Source organism: Peribacillus sp. FSL K6-5616 (assembly GCF_038008245.1).
GTDB lineage: Bacteria > Bacillota > Bacilli > Bacillales > DSM-1321 > Peribacillus > Peribacillus frigoritolerans.
In genome coordinates this window covers 3,258,141-3,278,932 of the sequence record NZ_JBBOYT010000001.1, presented here as the reverse complement: position 1 = coordinate 3,278,932, position 20,792 = coordinate 3,258,141, and the positions used below count along the sequence as shown (strand labels likewise).

Sequence of the window (20,792 nt, the reverse complement as noted above, 5' to 3'; positions counted from 1 at the left end):
TGCCATGCGTGTTGTTTTACAACGTTCCAAAGCGGCAAAAGTAGTTGTCGCAGACCAAATAATCGGACAAATCGACAGCGGTCTCGTCCTGTTGGTTGGTGTCACCCATGGAGATACGATCGATGACGTCGCCTATTTGGCCGAAAAGATTGTCAATCTTAGAATATTTGAAGATGAAAATGAAAAGATGAACCACTCACTATTGGATGTGGGAGGTTCGATTTTATCCGTTTCACAATTCACCTTATACGGCGATTGCCGTAAAGGCCGTCGACCGAACTTCATGGACGCCGCCCGTCCTGAAGAGGCGAATGAATTATATGAAGCATTTAACGAAGAACTCCGCAAAAAAGGCGTCCATACGGAAACAGGTCAATTTGGTGCCATGATGGATGTTCAGCTTACTAATGACGGTCCCGTCACATTAATACTTGAAAGCAAAAAATGACCTGCTGCGGCAGGTTTTTTTTGTAGAAAAGCCAGCTTCGATGCGAAGCTGGCTTTTCTAGTCCTTATTTAAAATACCGTGCCAGGCCATTATAGATGGCCGATGTGATTTTTTCTTGATACTCATTCGACGTTAATGTCAACTCTTCCACTGGATTACTTAAATAACCTAGTTCAATGAGTGTAGCTACCCGTTTATTTTCACGGGTAACATGATAATTCCCGTATCGAGATCCGCGATTGGGCACCTGCATGGTGGAACCGAGTGAATTGGCCAGTGTAGCCGCCAACGCACGCTGGTAGTCATGATAGTAGTATGTGGTTATCCCGCTGGTGATCTGGTCCTTGGTGCTATCATAATGGAGGCTGATGAAAGCATCCGCATTATGTATATGAGAAGTGCTGACCCGGGAAGGGAGTGGAACATAAGTATTTCCGCTCCTGGTCAGGATCACTTTAGCTCCTGCCGCCTGAAGTTTGTCCCGCAGCAATTCTGCCGTTCGAATCGTCAGGTTTTTCTCAAGTGTTCCACCGACCCCGATTGTACCGCTATCCCTGCCGCCATGTCCGGGATCGATGACAATCGTTTTATCCTTTAGGTATTTCTCAACGCCAGGTCGTTGGATCTGCTCGGCATTCCCTTCGATCGTCACGATCCATCCTGCCACATAAGCTGTTTTTCCGCCCTTTAGTTTAATGGAATACCAGTCGCCTTCCATACCTGATGCCGTGAACGTTTCACCTGCATTGGCCTGCTCTACAATCCCCGAGTTGCCATCCGGCTCATTTCTAAGGATCGTACCATCATGAATGATGGTAATCTTGTTTCCTTTTACATCAACCTTTTTTTCCTTCGCCGTTTGCTCGACATTCTCTTTTTCCAGGTACCAACTCACTACCCAGCCCTTTTTGGAACCAGTGAGCTGGATCTGTGTCATATTTCCCTTTGTTTGGAGCACGGCGTAAGTCTCATCCTTGTTCACCGAACCGATGACCTTGCTTGAGAGCGAGGCTTCATTCCTGACAGTTAAACCTGTGGCGGTCACCCTTGCAGTTGCGCCTTCCGTGTCCTTTTTCATATCAACATGATCTTCGCTTACTTGTATGTAAGGTTCAGCTACCCAACCGCGGGTTCCTTGGAAATCAATTTCAGCCCATTCATTTTCAACCCTGTAGACGGTCACTGACGTATTTTTATTCAGCTTTCCGAGAGCGGCACTGCTTGTCGACGGTTCCGAACGGACATTGAGCCGGTCCACCAAAGTTACTCCGGTTTTCACGGATTGATTCGTTCCTTTTTCCTTAGTTGAATCTTTCTTCGCTGCTTTTTCTGATGCGGAGGGAAGCGTAATGTAGTCAGAAGAGACCCAGCCTTCGATATCCGCCGTTTTGATCTTTATCCAATTCTCATTCTTTTCAATGATGTCAACAAAGGTTCCTTTACTCAAGGAACCAACCGTTTGAAATGTAGTGCCGGGACCTGTTCGGACACGGACGGAGCTGCCTGATATCGTCCCTTGTCCGGATTCCTTTTTGACCTGATTGGTATCAGACCCTGTTTGTCTCTCCACTAACCAATTGGCAACCCAGCCCGTTTTGCCGGTGCCAATCCGGATTTCAATCCAGTCGCCATCTTCATTCAGAATGGGAAACGATTCCCCTTTTGACAGTTTTTTTACGATAGGGAAACTGAGACCTGCACCTTCACGGACATTGACCACTTGGGTCGTCACGATATTTTCCCCATCATCTTTTCCAAAAGCGTGATGGACGGGGAAAATCGCTGAGAATATCAGCATCAGTGTCAGGCCGAATAAACCCGATTTCTTCTTCATAAGTTGTCTCTCCCTTTTAATGTCTATATGTATGTATTCTCGTTCAATGAAAATTTCCCTCTCTCCGTGTGCAAAAAACATTTTTTTTAGGAAAGAATAGAGCTTATATAACTGTAGGAGGGAAACCACATGAAATTCAGCGAAAAAGATCAAACGAGCTTAAGCGGAGGCAACCAAGTACTGGGTGTCGATTTTCACGATTTCATCCAAAAGGAACAAAGCGCAAACCTTGTTGAATTGGCATCCGAATTCGGGGTCAATGTCCGGACGGTCAAAAATTTGAAAAAACGTTTGAACCAGTAAAAAGCGACAAAAATCCTCAGTCTGCCTTGACATTTGATGTTAACGTCCGTATGATTATAAAATATCAGACTTATTACTGCAATAACCAATGATGGAGAAGAGTAATTAAGAAACACATGAAAAGAGAGGAAATGCCGAGGCTGAAAGCATTCCACATGATGACTTAATGAAAGAACCCTCCGTAGGCTTCACTCCGAACGGGTTTACTTAATAGGAGATGGACGTAAAACAGGCGTTAACTGTTTTTGAGCGGGGGCACTTTAATTTTGTGCTTCAACTAGGGTGGCACCACGGGATATCCAAACTCTCGTCCCTTGTAACATATACGTTACAAGGGGCGGGAGTTTTTTGTTTGGAAAAAATCAGTATAGCGTGCCGTATAAGAAAGGGCGCTTTGCTTTAAAGGAGGAAACACATATGTCTATTCAGATTCCTAGAGGTACCCAGGATTTATTGCCTGGCCAAACGGAAATTTGGCAATATATCGAGAACACAGCGCGTGATATTTGTCACCGTTACCAATATAAAGAAATCCGCACACCGATTTTTGAGCACACGGAATTATTTTTACGCGGTGTTGGGGATACAACCGATATCGTTCAAAAAGAGATGTATTCATTTCAAGATCGCGGTGAAAGGAACTTAACCCTTCGTCCGGAAGGCACCGCATCGGTTGTACGGTCATATATCGAGAACAAAATGTTCGGGTGGGCCAATCAACCGGTCAAGCTTTATTATATCGGGCCGATGTTCCGTTACGAACGTCCGCAAGCAGGCCGATTCCGCCAGTTCGTTCAATTCGGCATCGAAGCTTTAGGAAGTAAGGATCCCGGAATCGATGCAGAGGTTCTGTCACTTGCGATGAACCTGTACAAGGAACTTGGTTTGAAAAAGCTGAAGCTAGTCATCAACAGCCTTGGTGATAAGGAAAGCCGGACAGCGCATCGCAATGCGTTAATCAAACATTTCGAACCACGCATCGGCGAGTTTTGCGGCGATTGTCAAAACCGCCTCGAAAAAAATCCTTTGCGTATCCTGGATTGCAAAAAGGATCACGATCACGAATTGATGAACACGGCTCCTTCCATCATTGAATATTTAAATGATGAATCCCGTACTTATTTCGAAAAGGTGAAACAGCACTTAACCGATTTGGAAATCGACTTCGTCGAAGATCCGACTCTAGTGAGGGGCTTGGATTACTATAATCATACCGCATTTGAAATCATGAGTGATGCAGAAGGCTTTGGCGCCATCACTACACTTTGCGGCGGCGGCCGTTATAACGGGCTGGCTGAAGAACTTGGCGGACCGGAAACACCAGGAATCGGCTTTGCACTTAGCATTGAACGCCTGATTGCTGCCCTCCAAGCAGAAAACATCGAGCTTCCGATCAAAAAGGGAATTGACTGCTATCTTGTCTCACTAGGCGAAACAGCCAAGGATTATACCGTCAAACTTGCCCATCAATTGCGGAATGCCGGTTTTACCGTCGAAAAAGACTATCTAGACCGTAAAGTGAAAGCACAATTCAAATCAGCCGACCGCCTCGAAGCAAGATATGTGGCGACACTTGGGGATGATGAATTGGCAAATGATAAAATCAATGTAAAGTTCATGGAAACCGGTGAACAAGTCCAAATGGATCTTGCAACATTCGTTGAACAATTCAAAAAGCTACAGGCTTAAGGGGGAAATACCATGTTTGGCAGAACATACTTCAATGGTGAAGTGACAGAAGCAGCTATTGGTGAAAAAGTAACATTAAAAGGATGGGTACAAAAACGCCGGGATTTGGGCGGGGTCATCTTTATCGACCTACGTGACAGAAGCGGAGTCGTCCAAGTCGTTTTCAATCCGGACATTTCGGCAGACGCGCTTGCCACAGCCGAAAAAATCCGTAATGAATATGTCCTTGATATCCAAGGGACCGTCATCAAACGTGACGAAGCCAACTTCAATCCGAACGTAACAACAGGGACCATCGAAGTTCAAGCCGAAAACGTTACAATTTTAAACGAAGCAAAGACCCCTCCATTCATCATTGATGAAAGAACGGATGTATCAGAAGATATCCGCTTGAAATATCGTTATCTGGACCTGCGTCGTCCGGCGATGTTCGAAACATTGAAAATGCGCAACAAAACAACAAAAGCGATCCGTGATTACTTGGACGGTGAAGGCTTCCTTGATATCGAAACACCTATCTTAACAAAAAGTACACCGGAAGGAGCACGTGATTATTTAGTGCCTAGCCGCGTACACGAAGGGGAGTTCTATGCACTTCCGCAATCACCGCAAATCTTCAAGCAGCTATTGATGGTATCCGGTTTCGAACGTTATTATCAAATTGCCCGCTGTTTCCGTGATGAAGACTTACGTGCTGACAGACAGCCTGAATTCACGCAAATCGATATTGAAACAAGCTTCATGAGCCAAGAAGATATCATTAACACGGCAGAAAACATGATGGCTAAAGTGATGAAAGACGTAAAAGGATTGGACGTAACACTGCCATTCCCTCGAATGACTTACAACGAAGCGATGAGCCGTTACGGTTCCGACAAACCGGATACACGTTTCGGAATGGAACTTAAAGATGTTTCCGAAATCGTCAAAGACAGTGATTTCAAAGTGTTCACCGGTGCTGTTGCAAGCGGAGGACAAGTTAAGGCGATCGTCGTTAAGGAAGGAAATGCGGATTATTCCCGTAAAGACATTGATGGCTTGGCTGAATTTGCAGCGATTTACGGAGCTAAAGGCCTTGCATGGCTAAAAGTTGAAGAAGAAGGTGTAAAAGGGCCAATCGCCAAATTCTTCGCAGAAGATCAACAGCAATTAGTATCTGAACTGGAAGCTGAAGTGGGCGATTTAATCCTATTCGTGGCGGACAAGAAAGGCATAGTCGCAGATGCCCTTGGAGCACTTCGCATCAAGCTTGGTAAAGAAAGAGGCTTGATCGATCAAAGCAAATTCAACTTCCTATGGGTGACGGACTGGCCATTACTTGAATATGACGAAGAAGAAGGACGCTACTATGCAGCACACCATCCATTCACAATGCCATTCCGTGAAGACATGGACAAACTGGAATCAGACCCAGCAAGCGTCCGTGCACAAGCATATGACCTTGTCTTGAACGGCTACGAACTTGGCGGTGGATCACTGCGGATATTCGAACGCGACGTTCAGGAAAAAATGTTCAAAGTTCTTGGATTCTCCGAAGAAGAAGCAAACGCACAATTCGGCTTCCTAATGGATGCATTCGAATATGGAACACCACCACACGGCGGAATCGCCCTTGGACTGGACCGCATGGTCATGCTGCTTGCAGGCCGCACGAACCTTCGCGACACCATCGCGTTCCCGAAAACAGCAAGCGCAAGCGACCTGCTCGTTGACGCACCGAGTACCGTAAGTGACAAGCAATTGGCCGAACTTAACCTAAGGCTTGCTGCACTTAAAAAATAATTCATTTGGGAAAAATATGAAAAAATACCTAGGTGTTTTTCCTTGAAACAGAGTTAAGCAGTATGCTATGATGTTTTCAATAAGTAAGAGTCCTGATGTGTTCGTTCTTTAACCTATAAGTTTTGACCGAACACTTATAGTTACCGGGAGCACTAGTTTCCTGGCCGCGTAAAAGCCTCCCTCGAAGAGGACTTACAAACGCGAGGAACCGAGCACCCACCTGCGGAGAGCGGGTTCAAAACAAAGGCGTAAACGGCACAATTGGGACTCTTACACCTTACAAAGCAACTCATGTTAAATAACATGGGTTTTTTTGTGCGTTAAAATAGTTAATTCACGAGTAAATGGCGTAAACTCACGAGTAAATGGGGTGAATTCACGAGTAAACAGCGGAAATTCACGAGTAAATGGTGCAAACTCACGAGTAAATGGCAGAAACTCACGAGTAAATGGCGAACTCACGAGTAAATGGTGCAAACTCACGAGTAAATGGCGCAAACTCACGAGTAAATGGCGCAAACTCACGAGTAAATGGCGTAAACTCACGAGTAAATGGTGCAAACTCACGAGTAAATGGCGAACTCACGAGTAAATGGTGCAAACTCACGAGTAAATGGCGTGAACTCACGAGTAAATAGCGGAAATTCACGAATAAGCTACAAATCTCATGGATTAAAAAGAGTGAAATTACGGTAAAACGTCTGATTTCAGATCCTAGCAGGAAAAAAGGGCTTTAATAAAGAAGCTAAAGGAGAAGGAGTTGATGTATGGATGTTAAAACCGTGTGAAAGGCCTATGAAAATGCTCAAACTGGAGGCATTAAGCAGGAGGCTATCAGCAAATCATCCAAAACAGGAAAGAATAAAGAACGATTTCCGGAAAATCCGTACAGGATTTAACGGGGAGCGGAGTATCGGAAAGGAGTTGAAGGATCTCCCGAAAGAATATCGAGTATTTCATGATTTGAGGTTAGACCACGCTGGGAGCCGTTATTTTCAAATGGATTTCCTAATTATCACCCGGAATTACTGTATCATCATTGAAGTGAAAAACTTTGCGGGAACGCTCTATTTTGACCGCACCTATCCCCAATTGATTCGTACAAAAGATGGACAGGAACAGGCATATCTGGATCCGCTAATCCAGGTCGACGTGCAAAAATCCCGATTAAATGATTGGCTTACTTTTCACAAATTCCCCTCGTTGCCGATTGAAACGTTAATTGCCAATGCAAATTCGAATACAATTATCAAAACTACCCCAGGTTTTACCCCCATTTTCAAAAAAATCACGGGAAAAGAAACCCTCATCACCAAAATCCATACCCTTGAAGAAAAGTATCCTTCTGAGCAATTAACCCAAAGGCAGAGCACTAGACTTTCGAACACGATTCTGCAAAAGAACACTCCACATAATCCTGATATACTCAAATTATATCAAGTCGATGAGCAAGATCTGCTAAAAAGCGTTCAATGTCCTGAATGCGCTGCTCTCCATATGCACTATCACTGGGGCAAATGGTCATGCAGTCAATGTTCTTACGCCTCCAAAGATGCCCACATTCAAACTCTTCGCGATTTTGCTCTCCTCATAAAACCCAATATAACAAATAAACAAGCACGGCTCTTTTTACAAATAGATTCAATTGATATCATGCAGCGGATGCTGTCTGCACTGGAATTGCCTTATTCGGGGCAATTTAAAAATAGAGCTTACAGACTTGATGGATTAATTCACGAGTAAATGGCGCAAACTCACGAGTAAACGGCGCAAACTCACGAATAAATGGCGCAAACTCACGAGTAAACGGCGTAAACTCATGAGTAAATGGCGTAAACTCACGAGTAAATGGCGTAAACTCACGAGTAAATGGCGTAAACTCACGAGTAAATGGCGCAAACTCACGAGTAAATGGCGCAAACTCACGAGTAAATGGCGCAAACTCACGAATAAATGGCGCAAACTCACGAATAAATGGCGCAAACTCACGAGTAAATGGCGTGAACTCACGAGTAAACGGCGCAAACTCACGAGTAAATTTCGTGAACTCACGAGTAAATGGTGCAAACTCACGAGTAAATGGCACAAACTCACGAGTAAACGATCCAGAATCACGAGTAAAGACCCCAAACTCAAAGAAGACACCCAAAAAACTATCGGATATACTTCAAAAATTCCCATTTAAGTAACATTCCGCAATATAGATTCGTAAATTATAGTAAGGTTGAGCAATAGTCAGCCAAGGATAGAAAGTAGTGAGGGCTTTGAAAGATTTATTGTATGCAAAGAGGATGGAAATGCTTCAATTAGTGGAGCAACTAGTGAATATAGATAGTGGTTCTCATTCGAAAAAGGGTATTGATGAAATTGGTTCGATTTTGAAAACGAAATTTGAAAGCCTGGATTTTATTGTGGATACCGTTGAGCAACAGAGTTATGGTAATCAGCTGGTCATCCAGCATCGTGATGCGCATCAACCGCATATTCTGGTCGTTGCCCATATGGATACGGTTTTTCCGGAGGGCACAGCGCAAAAACGTCCTTTTAAAGTGAAGGGAAATCGGGCATACGGTCCTGGCGTGGCGGATATGAAGTCTAGTTTGGTTGAGCTTTTTTATGCGATCCTTTGCCTGAAACAGACGGGGCAGACAGGCTATAAGCATATCCAGATCATTCTTAATAGTGATGAGGAGATCGGGTCTCCGTCATCCGCTTCACTCATATCGGAAAATGCCGCCAATAAGAAGTTTGCGCTAATTCTTGAACCGGCAAGGACGGACGGTTCGCTTGTAACGGCAAGAAGGGGCTGCGGTCAGTTTAAAGTGGATATTGCGGGGGTGGCCGCCCATTCAGGGATCGAGCCGGAAAAGGGACGAAGTGCAATTGAAGAATTGGCCCATAAGATCATCGCCTTACATCGATTGAATGATCAGCAGAAAGGAATCAGCGTGAATGTGGGCATGATTGATGGAGGTTCCGCTGTCAATACGATCGCTTCCCATGCTGCCGCTTTTGTGGATGTGCGGATTTCGGAAAAAAAGCAGGAAGCCATCATCCTCAAGCAACTGAAAAAAATCTGTGCCGAAACCTATATTCCAGGAACGAAAACGACATTAAGCGGGAAAATGGACCGCTCTCCCATGGAAAAGAATGAGAAAACGAACTTGCTTTTAGAGACGATCCGTCAGGCTGGGAAGGAAATCGGCATCGAAATCACGGATACGGCCACGGGTGGAGGTTCGGATGCTTCCATCACTTCTGATTTGGGAATCGCGACAGTGGATGGACTTGGGCCCATTGGAGGGAATGCACATAGTGAAGAAGAGTATTTGGAAATTCCCAGCCTTACGGAAAGGACACTCCTATTGGCAACCGTCATTCAAAAATTATCAAAAATGACCTAGCACACTAATTCCGATTAGACTGCTCATATTTCGCTTGTCATAAATGATGTTTATGATATATTGTTAATTGGGAAGCTAAATAAGAACAGAATTTATTGGAGTTGAATATATATGCTGCATCAGTTTTCACGTAATGAATTGGCAATTGGCAAGGAAGGAATCGATATTCTGAAAAACACGACCGTTGCTGTCCTGGGTGTTGGAGGAGTTGGTTCATTTTCAGCCGAAGCATTGGCACGCACCGGTGTAGGCCGCATTATTCTTGTTGATAAAGACGATGTCGACATCACAAATGTAAACAGGCAGATCCATGCTCTATTATCAACAGTCGGTCAACCGAAAGCGGAATTGATGAAAAATCGAATTCAAGACATCAATCCTGACTGCGAAGTGATCGCTCTTAAAATGTTCTATACGGAAGAGACGTTTGAGGAATTCTTCAGCTATGGTCTGGACTATGTCATTGATGCATCGGATACGGTCATTTATAAAATGCATGTGATGAAGGAATGCCTGAAACGGAATATCAAGGTGATTTCAAGCATGGGGGCAGCTAATAAGATGGACCCGACGCGTTTTCAAATTGCCGATATCTCCAAAACGCATACCGATCCGCTAGCCAAGGTCATTCGTACTAGATTGCGTAAAGAGGGCATAACAAAGGGAATTCCCGTTGTCTTTTCCGACGAGAGCCCTATTGTCATTCGTGAGGATGTGCGGAAAGAAGTCGGCAATGATGAGGCAAAAATCCGTAAAGCCCAGATGCCTCCGTCTTCGAATGCATTCGTACCATCCGTTGCGGGTTTAATTGCAGCAAGCTGGGTGATCAATGATCTATTAAAAGACATTGAAGTTCGCCGTGTAAACGATTGATAAAATCAACTGACCCTATAATGGGTCAGTTTTTTTGTGTCGAATAGCAGATATTCCCTTTTAATAACTTTTTTATCCATATCATATAGACGGGGTCGAAAGAATGAGATAAACTATTTTCAGAATATTATTTTTATTCAGATATTCTATTTGTTTAAAAGAACATACAAAACAAGGGGGTTTCAAATGAAGAAGAAAAAGCTAGCAGGAGTGTTTTTATCACTTTCATTAGTTGCAGGAGCGCTGGCAGGCTGTAGTGGCGGCGACTCGAAAACTAGCAGTTCAGGCGGGGAATCATCAAAATCGGGTGACACCATAAAAATTGGGGCCAACCTTGAATTATCCGGAGGTACGGCATCATTCGGCCAATCGGCTGCCGATGGTTTGAAACTGGCCATCGAAGAGATTAATAAAGAGGGCATCGACGGTAAAAAACTGGAAATAGTTAAGGTTGATAATAAATCTGATGCAGCAGAAGCTACAAGCGGTTCGATCAAGTTAGTCAGCCAGGACAAGGTTGTGGCTGTAGTCGGATCTGCAACGAGCACGAATACATTGGCACAGGTTCAAGTCGCACAAGATAATAAAGTTCCTCTCCTTACACCAACTGCAACAAATCCCGACATTACCAACAAAGCTGGAAAATTAAATGATTATGTGTTCAGAACTTGCTTTATCGACCCATTCCAAGGTACGGTGGCAGCCAATTTCGCATCTGACGAAATTGGAGCCAAGACGGCTGCGATCTATGTGGATAGCGCAAGTGATTATTCTAAAGGATTGGCCGCAGCTTTTAAAGAAGCATTCACTGCCAAGGGCGGTAAAATCGTGGCGGAAGAAGCTTATGTAACGAAAGATACTGATTTCCGTTCTACATTGACACGTATCAAATCGGCAAAACCTGAGTTCGTTTTCCTTCCTGGTTATTATGAGGAAGTCGGATTGATCTTAAAACAGGCCCGTGAAGACGGCATAGACCTTCCATTCATGGGCGGGGACGGCTGGGATTCCCCGAAGGTCGTTGAAATTGCCGGAGCGGATGCTTTAAAAAATACGTATATCACGAATCACTATTCCCCGGAAGATGAAGATGCAAAAATCCAGGATTTCGTTGCAGCCTTCAAAAAGGAATACGATAAAACACCGGATGCCTTTGCCGCACTTGGCTATGACACTGGGTACTACCTGGCAGACGCCATCAAGAGATCTGGAGATGCTTCTCCCGAAAAAATCAGACAAGCGTTGGAAGATGTCAAAGATCTTCAATTAGTTTCCGGTACGCTGAACCTTGATGAAAATCATGATCCGATCAAATCGGCGACCATCTTGGAATATGTGGATGGCAAACAAACATTCAAGACAAAAATCAATCCATAATACCTTACGTGGATAGGGGGCAAGTCCCCCCTATTCTATATTCACTTAAAAAACACCTTAACGGGGAGAGTGCAATATGGAACTGATTCAGCAATTGGTAAATGGCATTTCACTCGGAAGCATTTATGCTTTGATCGCGCTTGGTTATACGATGGTATACGGAATCGTCAAGCTCATTAACTTCGCCCATGGCGACGTATTCATGGTTGGTTCATTTGTGGGCTTTTACGCCATTACCGTAATGGACTTATCCTTCATACCGGCTTTATTGATTTCAATGGCCACATGTGCCATCTTTGGCGTTTTAATTGAACGCATTGCTTATAAACCCCTTCGTAATGCAACACGGATTGCGGCCTTGATAACGGCCATCGGTGTTTCCCTTCTGATAGAAAATGGGCTGATTTATATCCGGGGCGCCCAGCCGGAAGCCTATCCAAATAATGTCCTTCCGATGGATAAACTCGATATATTCGGAGTTTCCATCAGCAGTCAATCGATATTGATCTTATCCGTATCCATCATTTTAATGATCATCCTACAATTCGTTGTCCATAAAACCAAAATCGGCAAAGCGATGCGTGCCGTTTCATTCGATTCCGAAGCGGCCAAGCTGATGGGAATCAATGTGAACAATACGATTTCAGCTACGTTCGCCATAGGTTCGGCCCTGGCAGGGGCGGCTGGTGTCATTTTTGGCATCTACTATATTAAAATCGAACCGTTGATGGGGGTCCTTCCTGGCCTCAAAGCATTTGTTGCAGCCGTTTTGGGCGGCATCGGCATCATTCCGGGAGCGATGGTTGGCGGTCTGCTGCTTGGAGTGATCGAGGCTTTGGTCAGTGCAGCCGGTTATTCATTATGGCGCGATGGTGTGGCTTTCGTCGTACTTATCTTGATTTTAATTTTCTTGCCGCAGGGACTGTTCGGTAAAAATAAAAGAGAAAAAGTATAGGGGAGACATGGCGATGACTACTTTTAAGAATTCAAAGGGTTTTTGGCTCTCGATTGTGCTCGCACTTATTTTTTTCGGAATCATGCAGTACACCATTTCAAATGGTATCCTCAATCCATTTTATATCAACACGCTGATGTTCATCGGCATCAATATCATGCTGGCGACGAGCCTTCATTTAATCATTGGAATAACCGGGCAGTTCTCGATCGGGCATGCAGGTTTTTTAGCGGTTGGGGCCTATGCTTCGGCAGTCATGACAATGAAGCTGGAACTTCCTTTCATCATAGCTATATTGACTGGGGGCGTCATCGCCGCTGTTGCGGGTATGGTGATCGGGATACCCAGCTTGCGCCTGAAGGGGGATTACCTGGCGATAGCTACCCTTGGTTTTGGGGAAATTGTCCGGATCGTCCTTTTGAATATTGAATATGTAGGCGGGGCAAGCGGGATGCAGGTATCCCATCTGACTACTTGGCCATGGGTTTTTGCCTGTGTGATGATCACCGTCTTAGTCATCAGGAATTTCACCAATTCGACTCACGGGCGTGCATGCATATCCGTAAGGGAAGATGAAACGGCGGCTGATGCGATGGGAATCAATACGACCTATTATAAAGTGGCGGCCTTCGTCATCGGAGCTTTTTTTGCCGGAATTGCCGGATCGCTCTATGCCCATAATTTTTATATTATCCAGCCATCGAATTTCGGTTTCCTGAAATCCTTCGATATCCTGATTTTCGTCGTACTTGGCGGTCTTGGAAGTCTATCAGGTTCGGTTTTGGCCGCCATTTTACTGACGATCGTGACGACATTCCTTCAGGATTACCCGGAAACGAGGATGATCATCTACAGTCTTGTCCTGATCCTGATGATGATCTTCCGCCCGCAGGGTTTAATGGGAACAAGAGAAATCACATCATTGTTCACACATAAAAAAACGAAAGGGGGCCCAAAGGATGGAAGCCACAATACCATTGCTTAAGGTAGATTCGGTGGGTATCCGCTTTGGCGGATTGAAAGCGGTGTCCGATGTGAACGTGGAATTATTTCCAGGGGAACTTGTAGGCCTGATCGGGCCGAATGGAGCTGGGAAAACGACCTTCTTCAATTTATTGACGGGTGTGTATGTCCCTACAGAAGGAACGATTGCCTTGAACGGGGAAAACCTAAATAAGCAGCCGCCTTATAAAATTACCCGAAAAGGGATCTCGAGGACCTTTCAGAACATTCGCCTCTTCAGTGAGTTATCCGTGATCGATAATGTGAAGGTTGCTTACCACTCGCTTGCCAAGCATGGAATTCCAAGCTCCATATTCCGGTTGCCCGGACATTTTTCAGGGGAAAAGGAAATGGATGAAAAGGCGCTCGAATTTTTGCGGATTTTCAATCTGGACCATTTTAAGGATGAAAAAGCGAAGAACCTTCCATACGGACAGCAAAGGCGGCTGGAAATCGCCCGTGCCCTTGCCGCCAATCCGAAACTTCTTTTACTGGACGAACCGGCAGCCGGGATGAACCCCCATGAAACGAAAGAATTAATGAACCTCATTGCTTTTATCCGGAAGGAATTCAACCTTACCGTTTTGCTCATCGAACATGATATGTCACTGGTCATGGGTGTATGCGAACGGATTTATGTCCTTGATCATGGACAGCTCATCGCTCACGGAAAGCCGGAAGAAATCCGCAACGATCCAAAGGTTATCGAGGCATATCTAGGGGAGGAGGTTTCCTAATGCTGAAAATAGAGGACATCAATGTTTATTACGGCAATATCCAAGCTCTAAAAGGGGTTTCCATGGAGATAAATGAGGGGGAAATCGTGACTTTGATCGGGGCGAACGGTGCGGGAAAAAGCACGCTGCTCAAAACGATTTCCGGTCTGTTAAAACCAAAGCAAGGAAAAGTTCTGTTCGAAGGCGATTCGATTGGGGGAAAAGCGGCACAGTCCATCGTGAAGATGGGCATATCACATGTACCTGAAGGACGACGTGTCTTCGCGAACATGACGGTGGCCGAAAACCTGGAGCTTGGAGCTTATTTGCGGAAAGACAAAGCTGGCATCCATAAGGATATGGAAAAGGTATATGAGTTATTTCCGAGGCTGCTGGAGAGGATCAAACAGCAGGCTGGCACGCTTTCAGGCGGCGAACAGCAGATGCTTGCAATGGGTCGGGCCTTAATGGCGAAACCGCGATTATTACTGCTCGATGAACCTTCGATGGGCCTTGCACCGCTTCTGGTGAAGCAAATATTCAACATCATCCAGGAAATCAGTGAGTCCGGCACAACGATCCTTTTGGTCGAGCAAAACGCCAACCTGGCCTTATCCATTGCGGATCGGGCATATGTCGTTGAAACGGGCCGAATCGTCCTGTCGGGCAATGCCGAGGAACTAACATCAAGTGAAGAAATAAAAATGGCCTATTTAGGAGGCCACTAAAACCGCCGTTTGGCGGTTTTTTTGTTTGTTGATCGGGTTATGCAAAATATGCAGGAAGATAAAAAAGCACAGGGTTTCATGCATGATTTTATACATCCAATATAGTATTATTCAATTTTGATATAGGAATTAAGACTAAAAAAACACGAAAAAACTGGGTTTAATTCCCTATCAATATACTTGTATTTTGGTAAAAATGTAATTAATAGGATGAGGAAAATAAGAGAATGAATAAAATTTTTTGATCTGTAAATAAGGATTTTGTAATATCGATATAATTTAATTATCCGTTTTTTCTGATTATATCGCTTGTTTTCGCAATATTTAAAATATATAAAGATAAAAATGATATAGCACTACCTGTGAAAAATATCCTATTTACCGAAATCTTCTCGCAATTATTGTATAGACGGAATGAAAATTATGCGGTAAACTATTTTTCGAAATATTAATTTAATTTGAAACATTTCATCTAATCAATTTTTTTCTGAAGGATCATGAATAAATATTCATGCATCAGAGCTTGATTACAAAATGGGGGGATTATTTATGAAAAAGAAAAAATTAGCAAGTGCATTCCTTTCTCTATCACTTGCTGCAGGAGTGCTAGCGGGTTGTTCCGGCTCTGGTTCATCTGAAAAATCAAGCGGGGATGGAGATACGATCAAAATCGGTGTCAACCTTGAATTATCAGGCGGTGTCGCTTCATATGGACAATCGATTGCAGAAGGTCTGGAGCTTGCAACTGCGGAAATCAATAAAGAAGGCATTGACGGTAAAAAAATCAAACTAATTAAAGTCGATAATAAATCTGAAGCGTCCGAAGCGACAAGCGGGGCGATCAAGCTGACATCACAAGATCAGGTTGCAGCGATCGTAGGCGCAGCAACAAGCACGAACTCGATTGCACAAGTACAGATTGCCCAAGATAATAAAGTGCCGGTCATCTCACCTTCTGGTACAAGCCCTGAAATCACTTTCAGCAAGGATAAATTGAACGATTACGTTTTCAGGACAAGCTTCATCGATCCGTTCCAAGGGACGGTAGCTGCAAACTTTGCCGCTAAAGAAATCAAAGCGAAAAGTGCAGCCATCTATATTGACAGCTCAAGTGATTATTCAAAAGGGTTAGCCGCAGCCTTTAAAGAACAATTCGAAAAGAATGGCGGAAAGGTTGTTGCTGAGGAAGCTTACATTGCGAAGGATACTGATTTCCGTTCCACATTGACTCGTTTGAAATCGGCAAAACCTGATTTCATTTTCCTTCCTGGTTACTATGAGGAAGCTGGTCTGATCGTGAAGCAGGCACGGGAAACTGGACTTGACGTTCCATTCATGGGCGGCGACGGCTGGGATTCTCCTAAGCTAGTTGAAATTGCCGGTGCAAAAGCTCTAAATAATACGTTCATCACGAACCACTATTCTTCAGGTGACCCTGATGAGAAAATTCAGAATTTTGTGTCATCATTTAAAGCGAAGTACAAAGATAAGTCCCCGGATGCATTCAATGCCCTAGGATATGACACAGGATACTTCCTTGCAGACGCGATTAAACGTGCTGGTTCAGCGGATTCGGAAAAAATCAAAGAAGCGCTGGAAAAAACGGCTGACCTTGAGCTTGTTACGGGTACATTCACATTGGATGAAAAACATAATCCAATCAAATCTGCTACCATCCTTGAATTTAAAGAAGGAAAACAGGTATTCAACACAAAAATCAATCCTTAATTTCGGAGAACAACTCCAACCCTTTCGCCGGCCCTTCATTAATAAGAAGGTGCTGGCGAATTCTCATTTTTCAAGCATGCCAGGGTGCTGAACATCCCCTTAGCGGAATGAAAAGAGTCTGGACTAATTACTCATAAAATTAGATTTTCAAGGAGAGTCGAACATGGAATTGATACAACAGTTAATTAACGGGGTTTCATTAGGAAGTATTTATGCCCTTATCGCTCTCGGATATACGATGGTTTACGGGATTGTTAAATTGATAAACTTCGCACATGGCGATGTATTCATGGTCGGCTCATTCGTTGGGTTTTACTCGATAACGGTCCTGGATCTGTCATTCGTGCCCGCCCTATTAATCTCGATGACGGTCTGTGCGCTGTTTGGAGTATTGATCGAACGTATCGCGTACAAGCCATTGCGTAACGCAACACGTATCGCGGCACTTATCACTGCCATCGGTGTTTCCCTTTTGATCGAATACGGATTCATCTACGTCCGCGGTGCACAGCCGGAAGCTTATCCGAATGATGTATTGCCGACAGACAAGTTCGATATTTTTGGAGTTTCCATCAATAGTCAATCGGTTTTGATTTTTGGAGTGGCTGTAGTCTTGATGATCATCCTTCAAATCATCGTTCATAAATCAAAAATAGGAAAAGCGATGCGTGCCGTTTCCTACGATGCGGATGCAGCTAAGCTAATGGGTATAAATGTGAATAACACGATTTCTGCCACCTTTGCAATCGGTTCCGCATTGGCTGGGGCAGCGGGCGTCATTTTCGGTATTTACTATATTAAGATCGAGCCGCTCATGGGTGTGCTTCCGGGATTGAAGGCATTCGTTGCCGCCGTACTTGGAGGGATCGGGATTATACCGGGCGCGATGGTCGGTGGCCTATTGCTAGGTGTCATCGAAGCTTTGGTCAGTGCCGCCGGTTACTCATTATGGCGTGATGCTGTAGCCTTCGTCGTACTGATTCTTATCTTGATTTTCATGCCACAAGGCTTATTCGGTAAAAACAAAAAAGAAAAAGTATAGGGGAGACAAAGCAATGACTACAATTAAGCGAGCAAAAGGTTTTTGGCTCTCGATTTCACTATCATTGATCTTTTTCGCCGTAGTTCAAGTGTTAATCGGCGGCGGATCGCTAAATCCTTTTTATCAAAATACGCTCATGTTCATCGGGATCAATATCATTCTGGCAGCGAGCCTGCACTTGATCATCGGGATAACCGGGCAGTTCTCCATCGGACATGCCGGATTCCTGGCAGTCGGTGCCTATGCTTCAGCCGTCATGACGATGAAGCTGGAAATGCCATTTTATGCGGCATTGATAGTCGGCGGTTTGGCCTCAGCGCTGGCAGGATTGATCATCGGAATTCCAAGCTTGCGCTTAAAAGGTGACTATCTGGCGATTGCGACCCTTGGTTTTGGGGAAATCGTCCGGATCGTGCTTTTGAATATCGATTATGTCGGCGGGGCGAGCGGCATGCAGGTTTCCCATTTGACCACTTGGCCGTGGGTATTCGCTTCCGTCATCGTAACGATCATCGTCATCCGAAACTTTACTAGCTCGACCCACGGAAGAGCCTGCATATCGATCCGCGAGGACGAAACGGCTGCCGATTCAATGGGAATCAACACGACCTATTACAAAGTCGTCGCCTTTGCGATCGGTGCTTTTTTTGCCGGTATCGCTGGGGGGCTTTACGCTCATAACTTCTATATCATCCAGCCATCGAACTTCGGATTCCTGAAATCATTTGATATTTTGATCCTCGTCGTACTTGGCGGTCTTGGAAGTCTTTCCGGTGCCGTGTTGGCCGCGATATTACTGACAGTTGTCACGACTTTCCTGCAGGATTATCCGGAAACACGAATGATCATCTACAGTCTTGTGCTTATCGTGATGATGCTCTATCGCCCGCAAGGTTTAATGGGTACCAAAGAAATAACATCCATGTTCAAACGTAAAGGAGGAAGCAGCCATGAAAAAAATAAAAACACCGCTGCTTAAAGTCGATTCGGTCGGCATCCAGTTCGGAGGGCTTAAAGCCGTTTCCGATGTTAACGTCGAGTTATATCCAGGAGAACTAATTGGCTTGATCGGGCCGAACGGCGCTGGAAAAACCACTTTCTTTAACTTGCTGACAGGAGTTTACGTCCCGACGGAGGGCACCATTTCTTTGGAAGGTGAGAACTTAAGAAAACTGCCTCCATATAAAATCACGCAAAAAGGGATCAGCCGGACATTCCAGAACATTCGCTTATTCAGCGAACTATCGGTGATCGACAATGTAAAAGTGGCCTATCATTCGCTTTCGAAGCATGGCATCTTAAGTTCGATCTTCCGCATGCCGATCCATTTTAAAGGCGAAAAGGAAATGGATGAAAAAGCGATTGAGTTCCTGAAGATCTTCAACCTTGATCAATATAAGGATGAAAAGGCAAAGAACCTGCCATATGGTAAACAAAGACGTTTGGAAATCGCCCGGGCACTTGCCGCCAACCCGAAACTGCTTTTGCTGGATGAACCGGCCGCGGGGATGAACCCCCAGGAAACACACGAACTCATGAACCTGATTGCCCTCATCCGTGAGAAATTCGATTTGACCGTATTATTGATCGAGCATGATATGCCGCTCGTCATGGGTGTTTGCGAACGCATATATGTACTCGATCACGGACAACTGATCGCTCAAGGAAAGCCAGAGGAAATCCGTAACAATCCAAAAGTCATCGAGGCCTATCTGGGCGAGGAGGTTTCATAATGTTAAAAATCGAGGACATCAACGTCTATTACGGAAACATTCAAGCCTTGAAAGGAATCTCGCTTTCTATTAACGAAGGCGAAATCGTAACCCTGATCGGGGCGAACGGTGCCGGGAAAAGCACGTTGCTGAAAAGCATTTCCGGCCTATTAAAACCAAAACAAGGGAAAATCGTATACGAGGGGCAATCCATCGGCGGAAAGGCAGCACAATCCATCGTGAAAATGGGCATTTCGCATGTCCCTGAAGGCCGGCGGGTCTTTGCTAACATGACCGTAGAAGAAAACCTTCAGCTTGGTGCTTATCTACGCAAGGATAAGGCAGGAATCAAGCAGGACATGGAGAAAGTCTATGAATTATTCCCGCGTTTGCTGGAGCGCCTGAAACAGCAATCCGGAACCCTTTCCGGCGGGGAACAGCAAATGCTCGCAATGGGCAGGGCACTCATGGCCAAGCCCCGGCTTCTGTTATTGGACGAGCCATCGATGGGACTTGCTCCATTATTGGTGAAGCAAATCTTTCATATCATCGAAGAAATCAACAAAACAGGTACGACGATTCTTCTGGTCGAACAAAATGCCAACTTAGCACTATCCATAGCGGACAGGGCCTATGTTGTCGAAACCGGCCGAATCGTCCTATCAGGCAAATCAGAGGAACTGACCGCAAGCGAAGAAATCAAGAATGCCTATTTAGGGGGACATTAAACCTGTTACAGACTGCAGCCAAACTCGTGGAAAAACGAGTTTGGCTGCAGTTTTTTATTAAGAAAGTTCCAGTTGATTTCAGAAATCCGCTCCCTTTCCGCCGACTGTCTGCCAAGCCTCCTCGCCTAGCGGCTGCGGTGTCTCGGCTAGCCAGTAATTCGGCAGGAGTGTCGCAAATTTCTTCCATCCAATAAGGATTACAGTTAAAAACATGAAGAATAATCTAGTCTTGTTTTAAAATCATGGTTTAGGATTAGACCATTCTAATCTCCCAGACTGACTGCAGACGAACTCGAGGAAAAATGAGTTTGGCTGCAGTTTTTTTATTTAAAGTTCCAGTTGATTTCAGAAATCCGCTCCCTTTCCGCCGACTGCCTGCCAAGCCTCCTCGCCTAGCGGCTGCGGTGTCTCGGCTAGCCAGTAATTCGGCAGGAGTGTCGCAAAATTCTTCCATCTATTAAGGATTACAGT

General features: G+C 44.8%; 22 protein-coding genes, 1 other RNA gene and 1 other annotated feature. Of the genes, 18 read left to right on the top strand and 5 right to left on the bottom strand.

Annotated elements, in window-relative coordinates:
* The first annotated feature begins 4 nt into the window (after window positions 1-4).
* Window positions 5-448 carry a D-aminoacyl-tRNA deacylase gene (gene dtd, locus MHB45_RS15700; RefSeq protein ID WP_072273317.1) on the top strand — a complete coding sequence of 148 codons (444 nt, stop codon included), beginning with the start codon at window positions 5-7 and terminating at the stop codon, window positions 446-448.
* A 64-nt stretch (window positions 449-512) separates the two neighbouring features.
* Here dtd and MHB45_RS15695 read toward each other — a convergent pair whose 3' ends face one another.
* Window positions 513-2,282: an SH3 domain-containing protein gene (locus MHB45_RS15695; protein WP_072273316.1), complete on the bottom strand. Its 1,770-nt coding sequence runs from the start codon at window positions 2,280-2,282 to the stop codon at window positions 513-515.
* Between the two features lie 129 nt (window positions 2,283-2,411).
* On the opposite strand from MHB45_RS15695, the gene MHB45_RS15690 reads away from it, so the two are divergent.
* The 4 genes from MHB45_RS15690 to ssrS all read left to right on the top strand — a co-directional run bounded on the left by MHB45_RS15690 (window position 2,412) and on the right by ssrS (window position 6,328).
* Window positions 2,412-2,585 (top strand): hypothetical protein, encoded by a 174-nt coding sequence (locus tag MHB45_RS15690; protein WP_053535815.1) that lies wholly within the window; start codon window positions 2,412-2,414, stop codon window positions 2,583-2,585.
* Between the two features lie 79 nt (window positions 2,586-2,664).
* Window positions 2,665-2,903, top strand: a binding site (T-box leader).
* 99 nt (window positions 2,904-3,002) lie between these two features.
* The gene (gene hisS / locus MHB45_RS15685) at window positions 3,003-4,274 is read left to right on the top strand and encodes a histidine--tRNA ligase (protein ID WP_072273315.1); all 1,272 of its coding nucleotides are present in this window, start codon (window positions 3,003-3,005) and stop codon (window positions 4,272-4,274) included.
* Between the two features lie 12 nt (window positions 4,275-4,286).
* Complete coding sequence (gene aspS / locus MHB45_RS15680; protein WP_072273314.1) at window positions 4,287-6,056, top strand: aspartate--tRNA ligase; 1,770 nt, start codon at window positions 4,287-4,289, stop codon at window positions 6,054-6,056.
* A gap of 86 nt (window positions 6,057-6,142) precedes the next feature.
* Window positions 6,143-6,328: non-coding RNA, 6S RNA (gene ssrS / locus MHB45_RS15675), on the top strand.
* Between the two features lie 22 nt (window positions 6,329-6,350).
* On the opposite strand, the gene MHB45_RS15670 is transcribed toward ssrS, so the two are convergent.
* Together MHB45_RS15670 and MHB45_RS15665 are read right to left on the bottom strand one after the other, a co-directional pair.
* On the bottom strand, window positions 6,351-6,518 hold the full coding sequence (locus tag MHB45_RS15670; RefSeq protein WP_340908002.1) for a hypothetical protein: 168 nt from the start codon (window positions 6,516-6,518) through the stop codon (window positions 6,351-6,353).
* A complete protein-coding gene (locus MHB45_RS15665; protein ID WP_253349708.1) occupies window positions 6,496-6,705 on the bottom strand; it encodes a hypothetical protein in 210 nt (69 codons plus the stop codon). The genes MHB45_RS15670 and MHB45_RS15665 overlap by 23 nt, the downstream gene beginning before the upstream one ends.
* A 122-nt stretch (window positions 6,706-6,827) precedes the next feature.
* Here MHB45_RS15665 and MHB45_RS15660 point away from each other — a divergent pair, with 122 nt between their 5' ends.
* The gene (locus MHB45_RS15660) at window positions 6,828-7,799 is read left to right on the top strand and encodes an NERD domain-containing protein (protein WP_072273313.1); all 972 of its coding nucleotides are present in this window, start codon (window positions 6,828-6,830) and stop codon (window positions 7,797-7,799) included.
* Here MHB45_RS15660 and MHB45_RS15655 read toward each other — a convergent pair.
* On the bottom strand, window positions 7,756-8,205 hold the full coding sequence (locus tag MHB45_RS15655; protein ID WP_340908000.1) for a hypothetical protein: 450 nt from the start codon (window positions 8,203-8,205) through the stop codon (window positions 7,756-7,758). The two genes, MHB45_RS15660 and MHB45_RS15655, sit on opposite strands and share 44 nt — an antisense overlap.
* 148 nt (window positions 8,206-8,353) lie before the next feature.
* Here MHB45_RS15655 and MHB45_RS15650 point away from each other — a divergent pair, with 148 nt between their 5' ends.
* The 12 genes from MHB45_RS15650 to MHB45_RS15595 all read left to right on the top strand — a co-directional run bounded on the left by MHB45_RS15650 (window position 8,354) and on the right by MHB45_RS15595 (window position 20,321).
* Window positions 8,354-9,460 (top strand): M20 family metallopeptidase, encoded by a 1,107-nt coding sequence (locus MHB45_RS15650; protein ID WP_340907999.1) that lies wholly within the window; start codon window positions 8,354-8,356, stop codon window positions 9,458-9,460.
* 111 nt (window positions 9,461-9,571) lie between these two features.
* Window positions 9,572-10,333 (top strand): tRNA threonylcarbamoyladenosine dehydratase, encoded by a 762-nt coding sequence (locus MHB45_RS15645; RefSeq protein ID WP_054400119.1) that lies wholly within the window; start codon window positions 9,572-9,574, stop codon window positions 10,331-10,333.
* 186 nt (window positions 10,334-10,519) lie between these two features.
* The gene (locus MHB45_RS15640; protein ID WP_072273312.1) at window positions 10,520-11,710 is read left to right on the top strand and encodes an ABC transporter substrate-binding protein; all 1,191 of its coding nucleotides are present in this window, start codon (window positions 10,520-10,522) and stop codon (window positions 11,708-11,710) included.
* 76 nt (window positions 11,711-11,786) lie between these two features.
* The gene (locus tag MHB45_RS15635; RefSeq protein WP_034308761.1) at window positions 11,787-12,665 is read left to right on the top strand and encodes a branched-chain amino acid ABC transporter permease; all 879 of its coding nucleotides are present in this window, start codon (window positions 11,787-11,789) and stop codon (window positions 12,663-12,665) included.
* 13 nt (window positions 12,666-12,678) lie between these two features.
* Complete coding sequence (locus tag MHB45_RS15630; protein ID WP_072273311.1) at window positions 12,679-13,650, top strand: branched-chain amino acid ABC transporter permease; 972 nt, start codon at window positions 12,679-12,681, stop codon at window positions 13,648-13,650.
* Window positions 13,625-14,404 carry an ABC transporter ATP-binding protein gene (locus MHB45_RS15625; protein WP_053535808.1) on the top strand — a complete coding sequence of 260 codons (780 nt, stop codon included), beginning with the start codon at window positions 13,625-13,627 and terminating at the stop codon, window positions 14,402-14,404. Before MHB45_RS15630 ends, MHB45_RS15625 begins: the two co-directional genes overlap by 26 nt.
* The gene (locus tag MHB45_RS15620) at window positions 14,404-15,111 is read left to right on the top strand and encodes an ABC transporter ATP-binding protein (protein WP_072273310.1); all 708 of its coding nucleotides are present in this window, start codon (window positions 14,404-14,406) and stop codon (window positions 15,109-15,111) included. The genes MHB45_RS15625 and MHB45_RS15620 overlap by 1 nt, the downstream gene beginning before the upstream one ends.
* A gap of 549 nt (window positions 15,112-15,660) precedes the next feature.
* Window positions 15,661-16,839 carry an ABC transporter substrate-binding protein gene (locus tag MHB45_RS15615; protein WP_072273309.1) on the top strand — a complete coding sequence of 393 codons (1,179 nt, stop codon included), beginning with the start codon at window positions 15,661-15,663 and terminating at the stop codon, window positions 16,837-16,839.
* Window positions 16,840-17,002: 163 nt separating this feature from the next.
* Entirely contained in the window at window positions 17,003-17,881 is an 879-nt protein-coding gene (locus MHB45_RS15610; protein WP_072273308.1) for a branched-chain amino acid ABC transporter permease, read from the top strand.
* A gap of 13 nt (window positions 17,882-17,894) precedes the next feature.
* Window positions 17,895-18,860 carry a branched-chain amino acid ABC transporter permease gene (locus MHB45_RS15605; protein ID WP_072273307.1) on the top strand — a complete coding sequence of 322 codons (966 nt, stop codon included), beginning with the start codon at window positions 17,895-17,897 and terminating at the stop codon, window positions 18,858-18,860.
* A complete protein-coding gene (locus tag MHB45_RS15600; RefSeq protein ID WP_034308746.1) occupies window positions 18,832-19,614 on the top strand; it encodes an ABC transporter ATP-binding protein in 783 nt (260 codons plus the stop codon). Before MHB45_RS15605 ends, MHB45_RS15600 begins: the two co-directional genes overlap by 29 nt.
* Window positions 19,614-20,321, top strand: coding sequence for an ABC transporter ATP-binding protein (locus MHB45_RS15595; RefSeq protein ID WP_072273306.1), 708 nt, complete (start codon window positions 19,614-19,616; stop codon window positions 20,319-20,321). The genes MHB45_RS15600 and MHB45_RS15595 overlap by 1 nt, the downstream gene beginning before the upstream one ends.
* A 78-nt stretch (window positions 20,322-20,399) precedes the next feature.
* Here the strand turns inward: MHB45_RS15595 and MHB45_RS15590 are convergent, their stop codons facing one another.
* Complete coding sequence (locus tag MHB45_RS15590; protein ID WP_318260746.1) at window positions 20,400-20,534, bottom strand: hypothetical protein; 135 nt, start codon at window positions 20,532-20,534, stop codon at window positions 20,400-20,402.
* Between the last annotated feature and the right edge of the window lie 258 nt (window positions 20,535-20,792).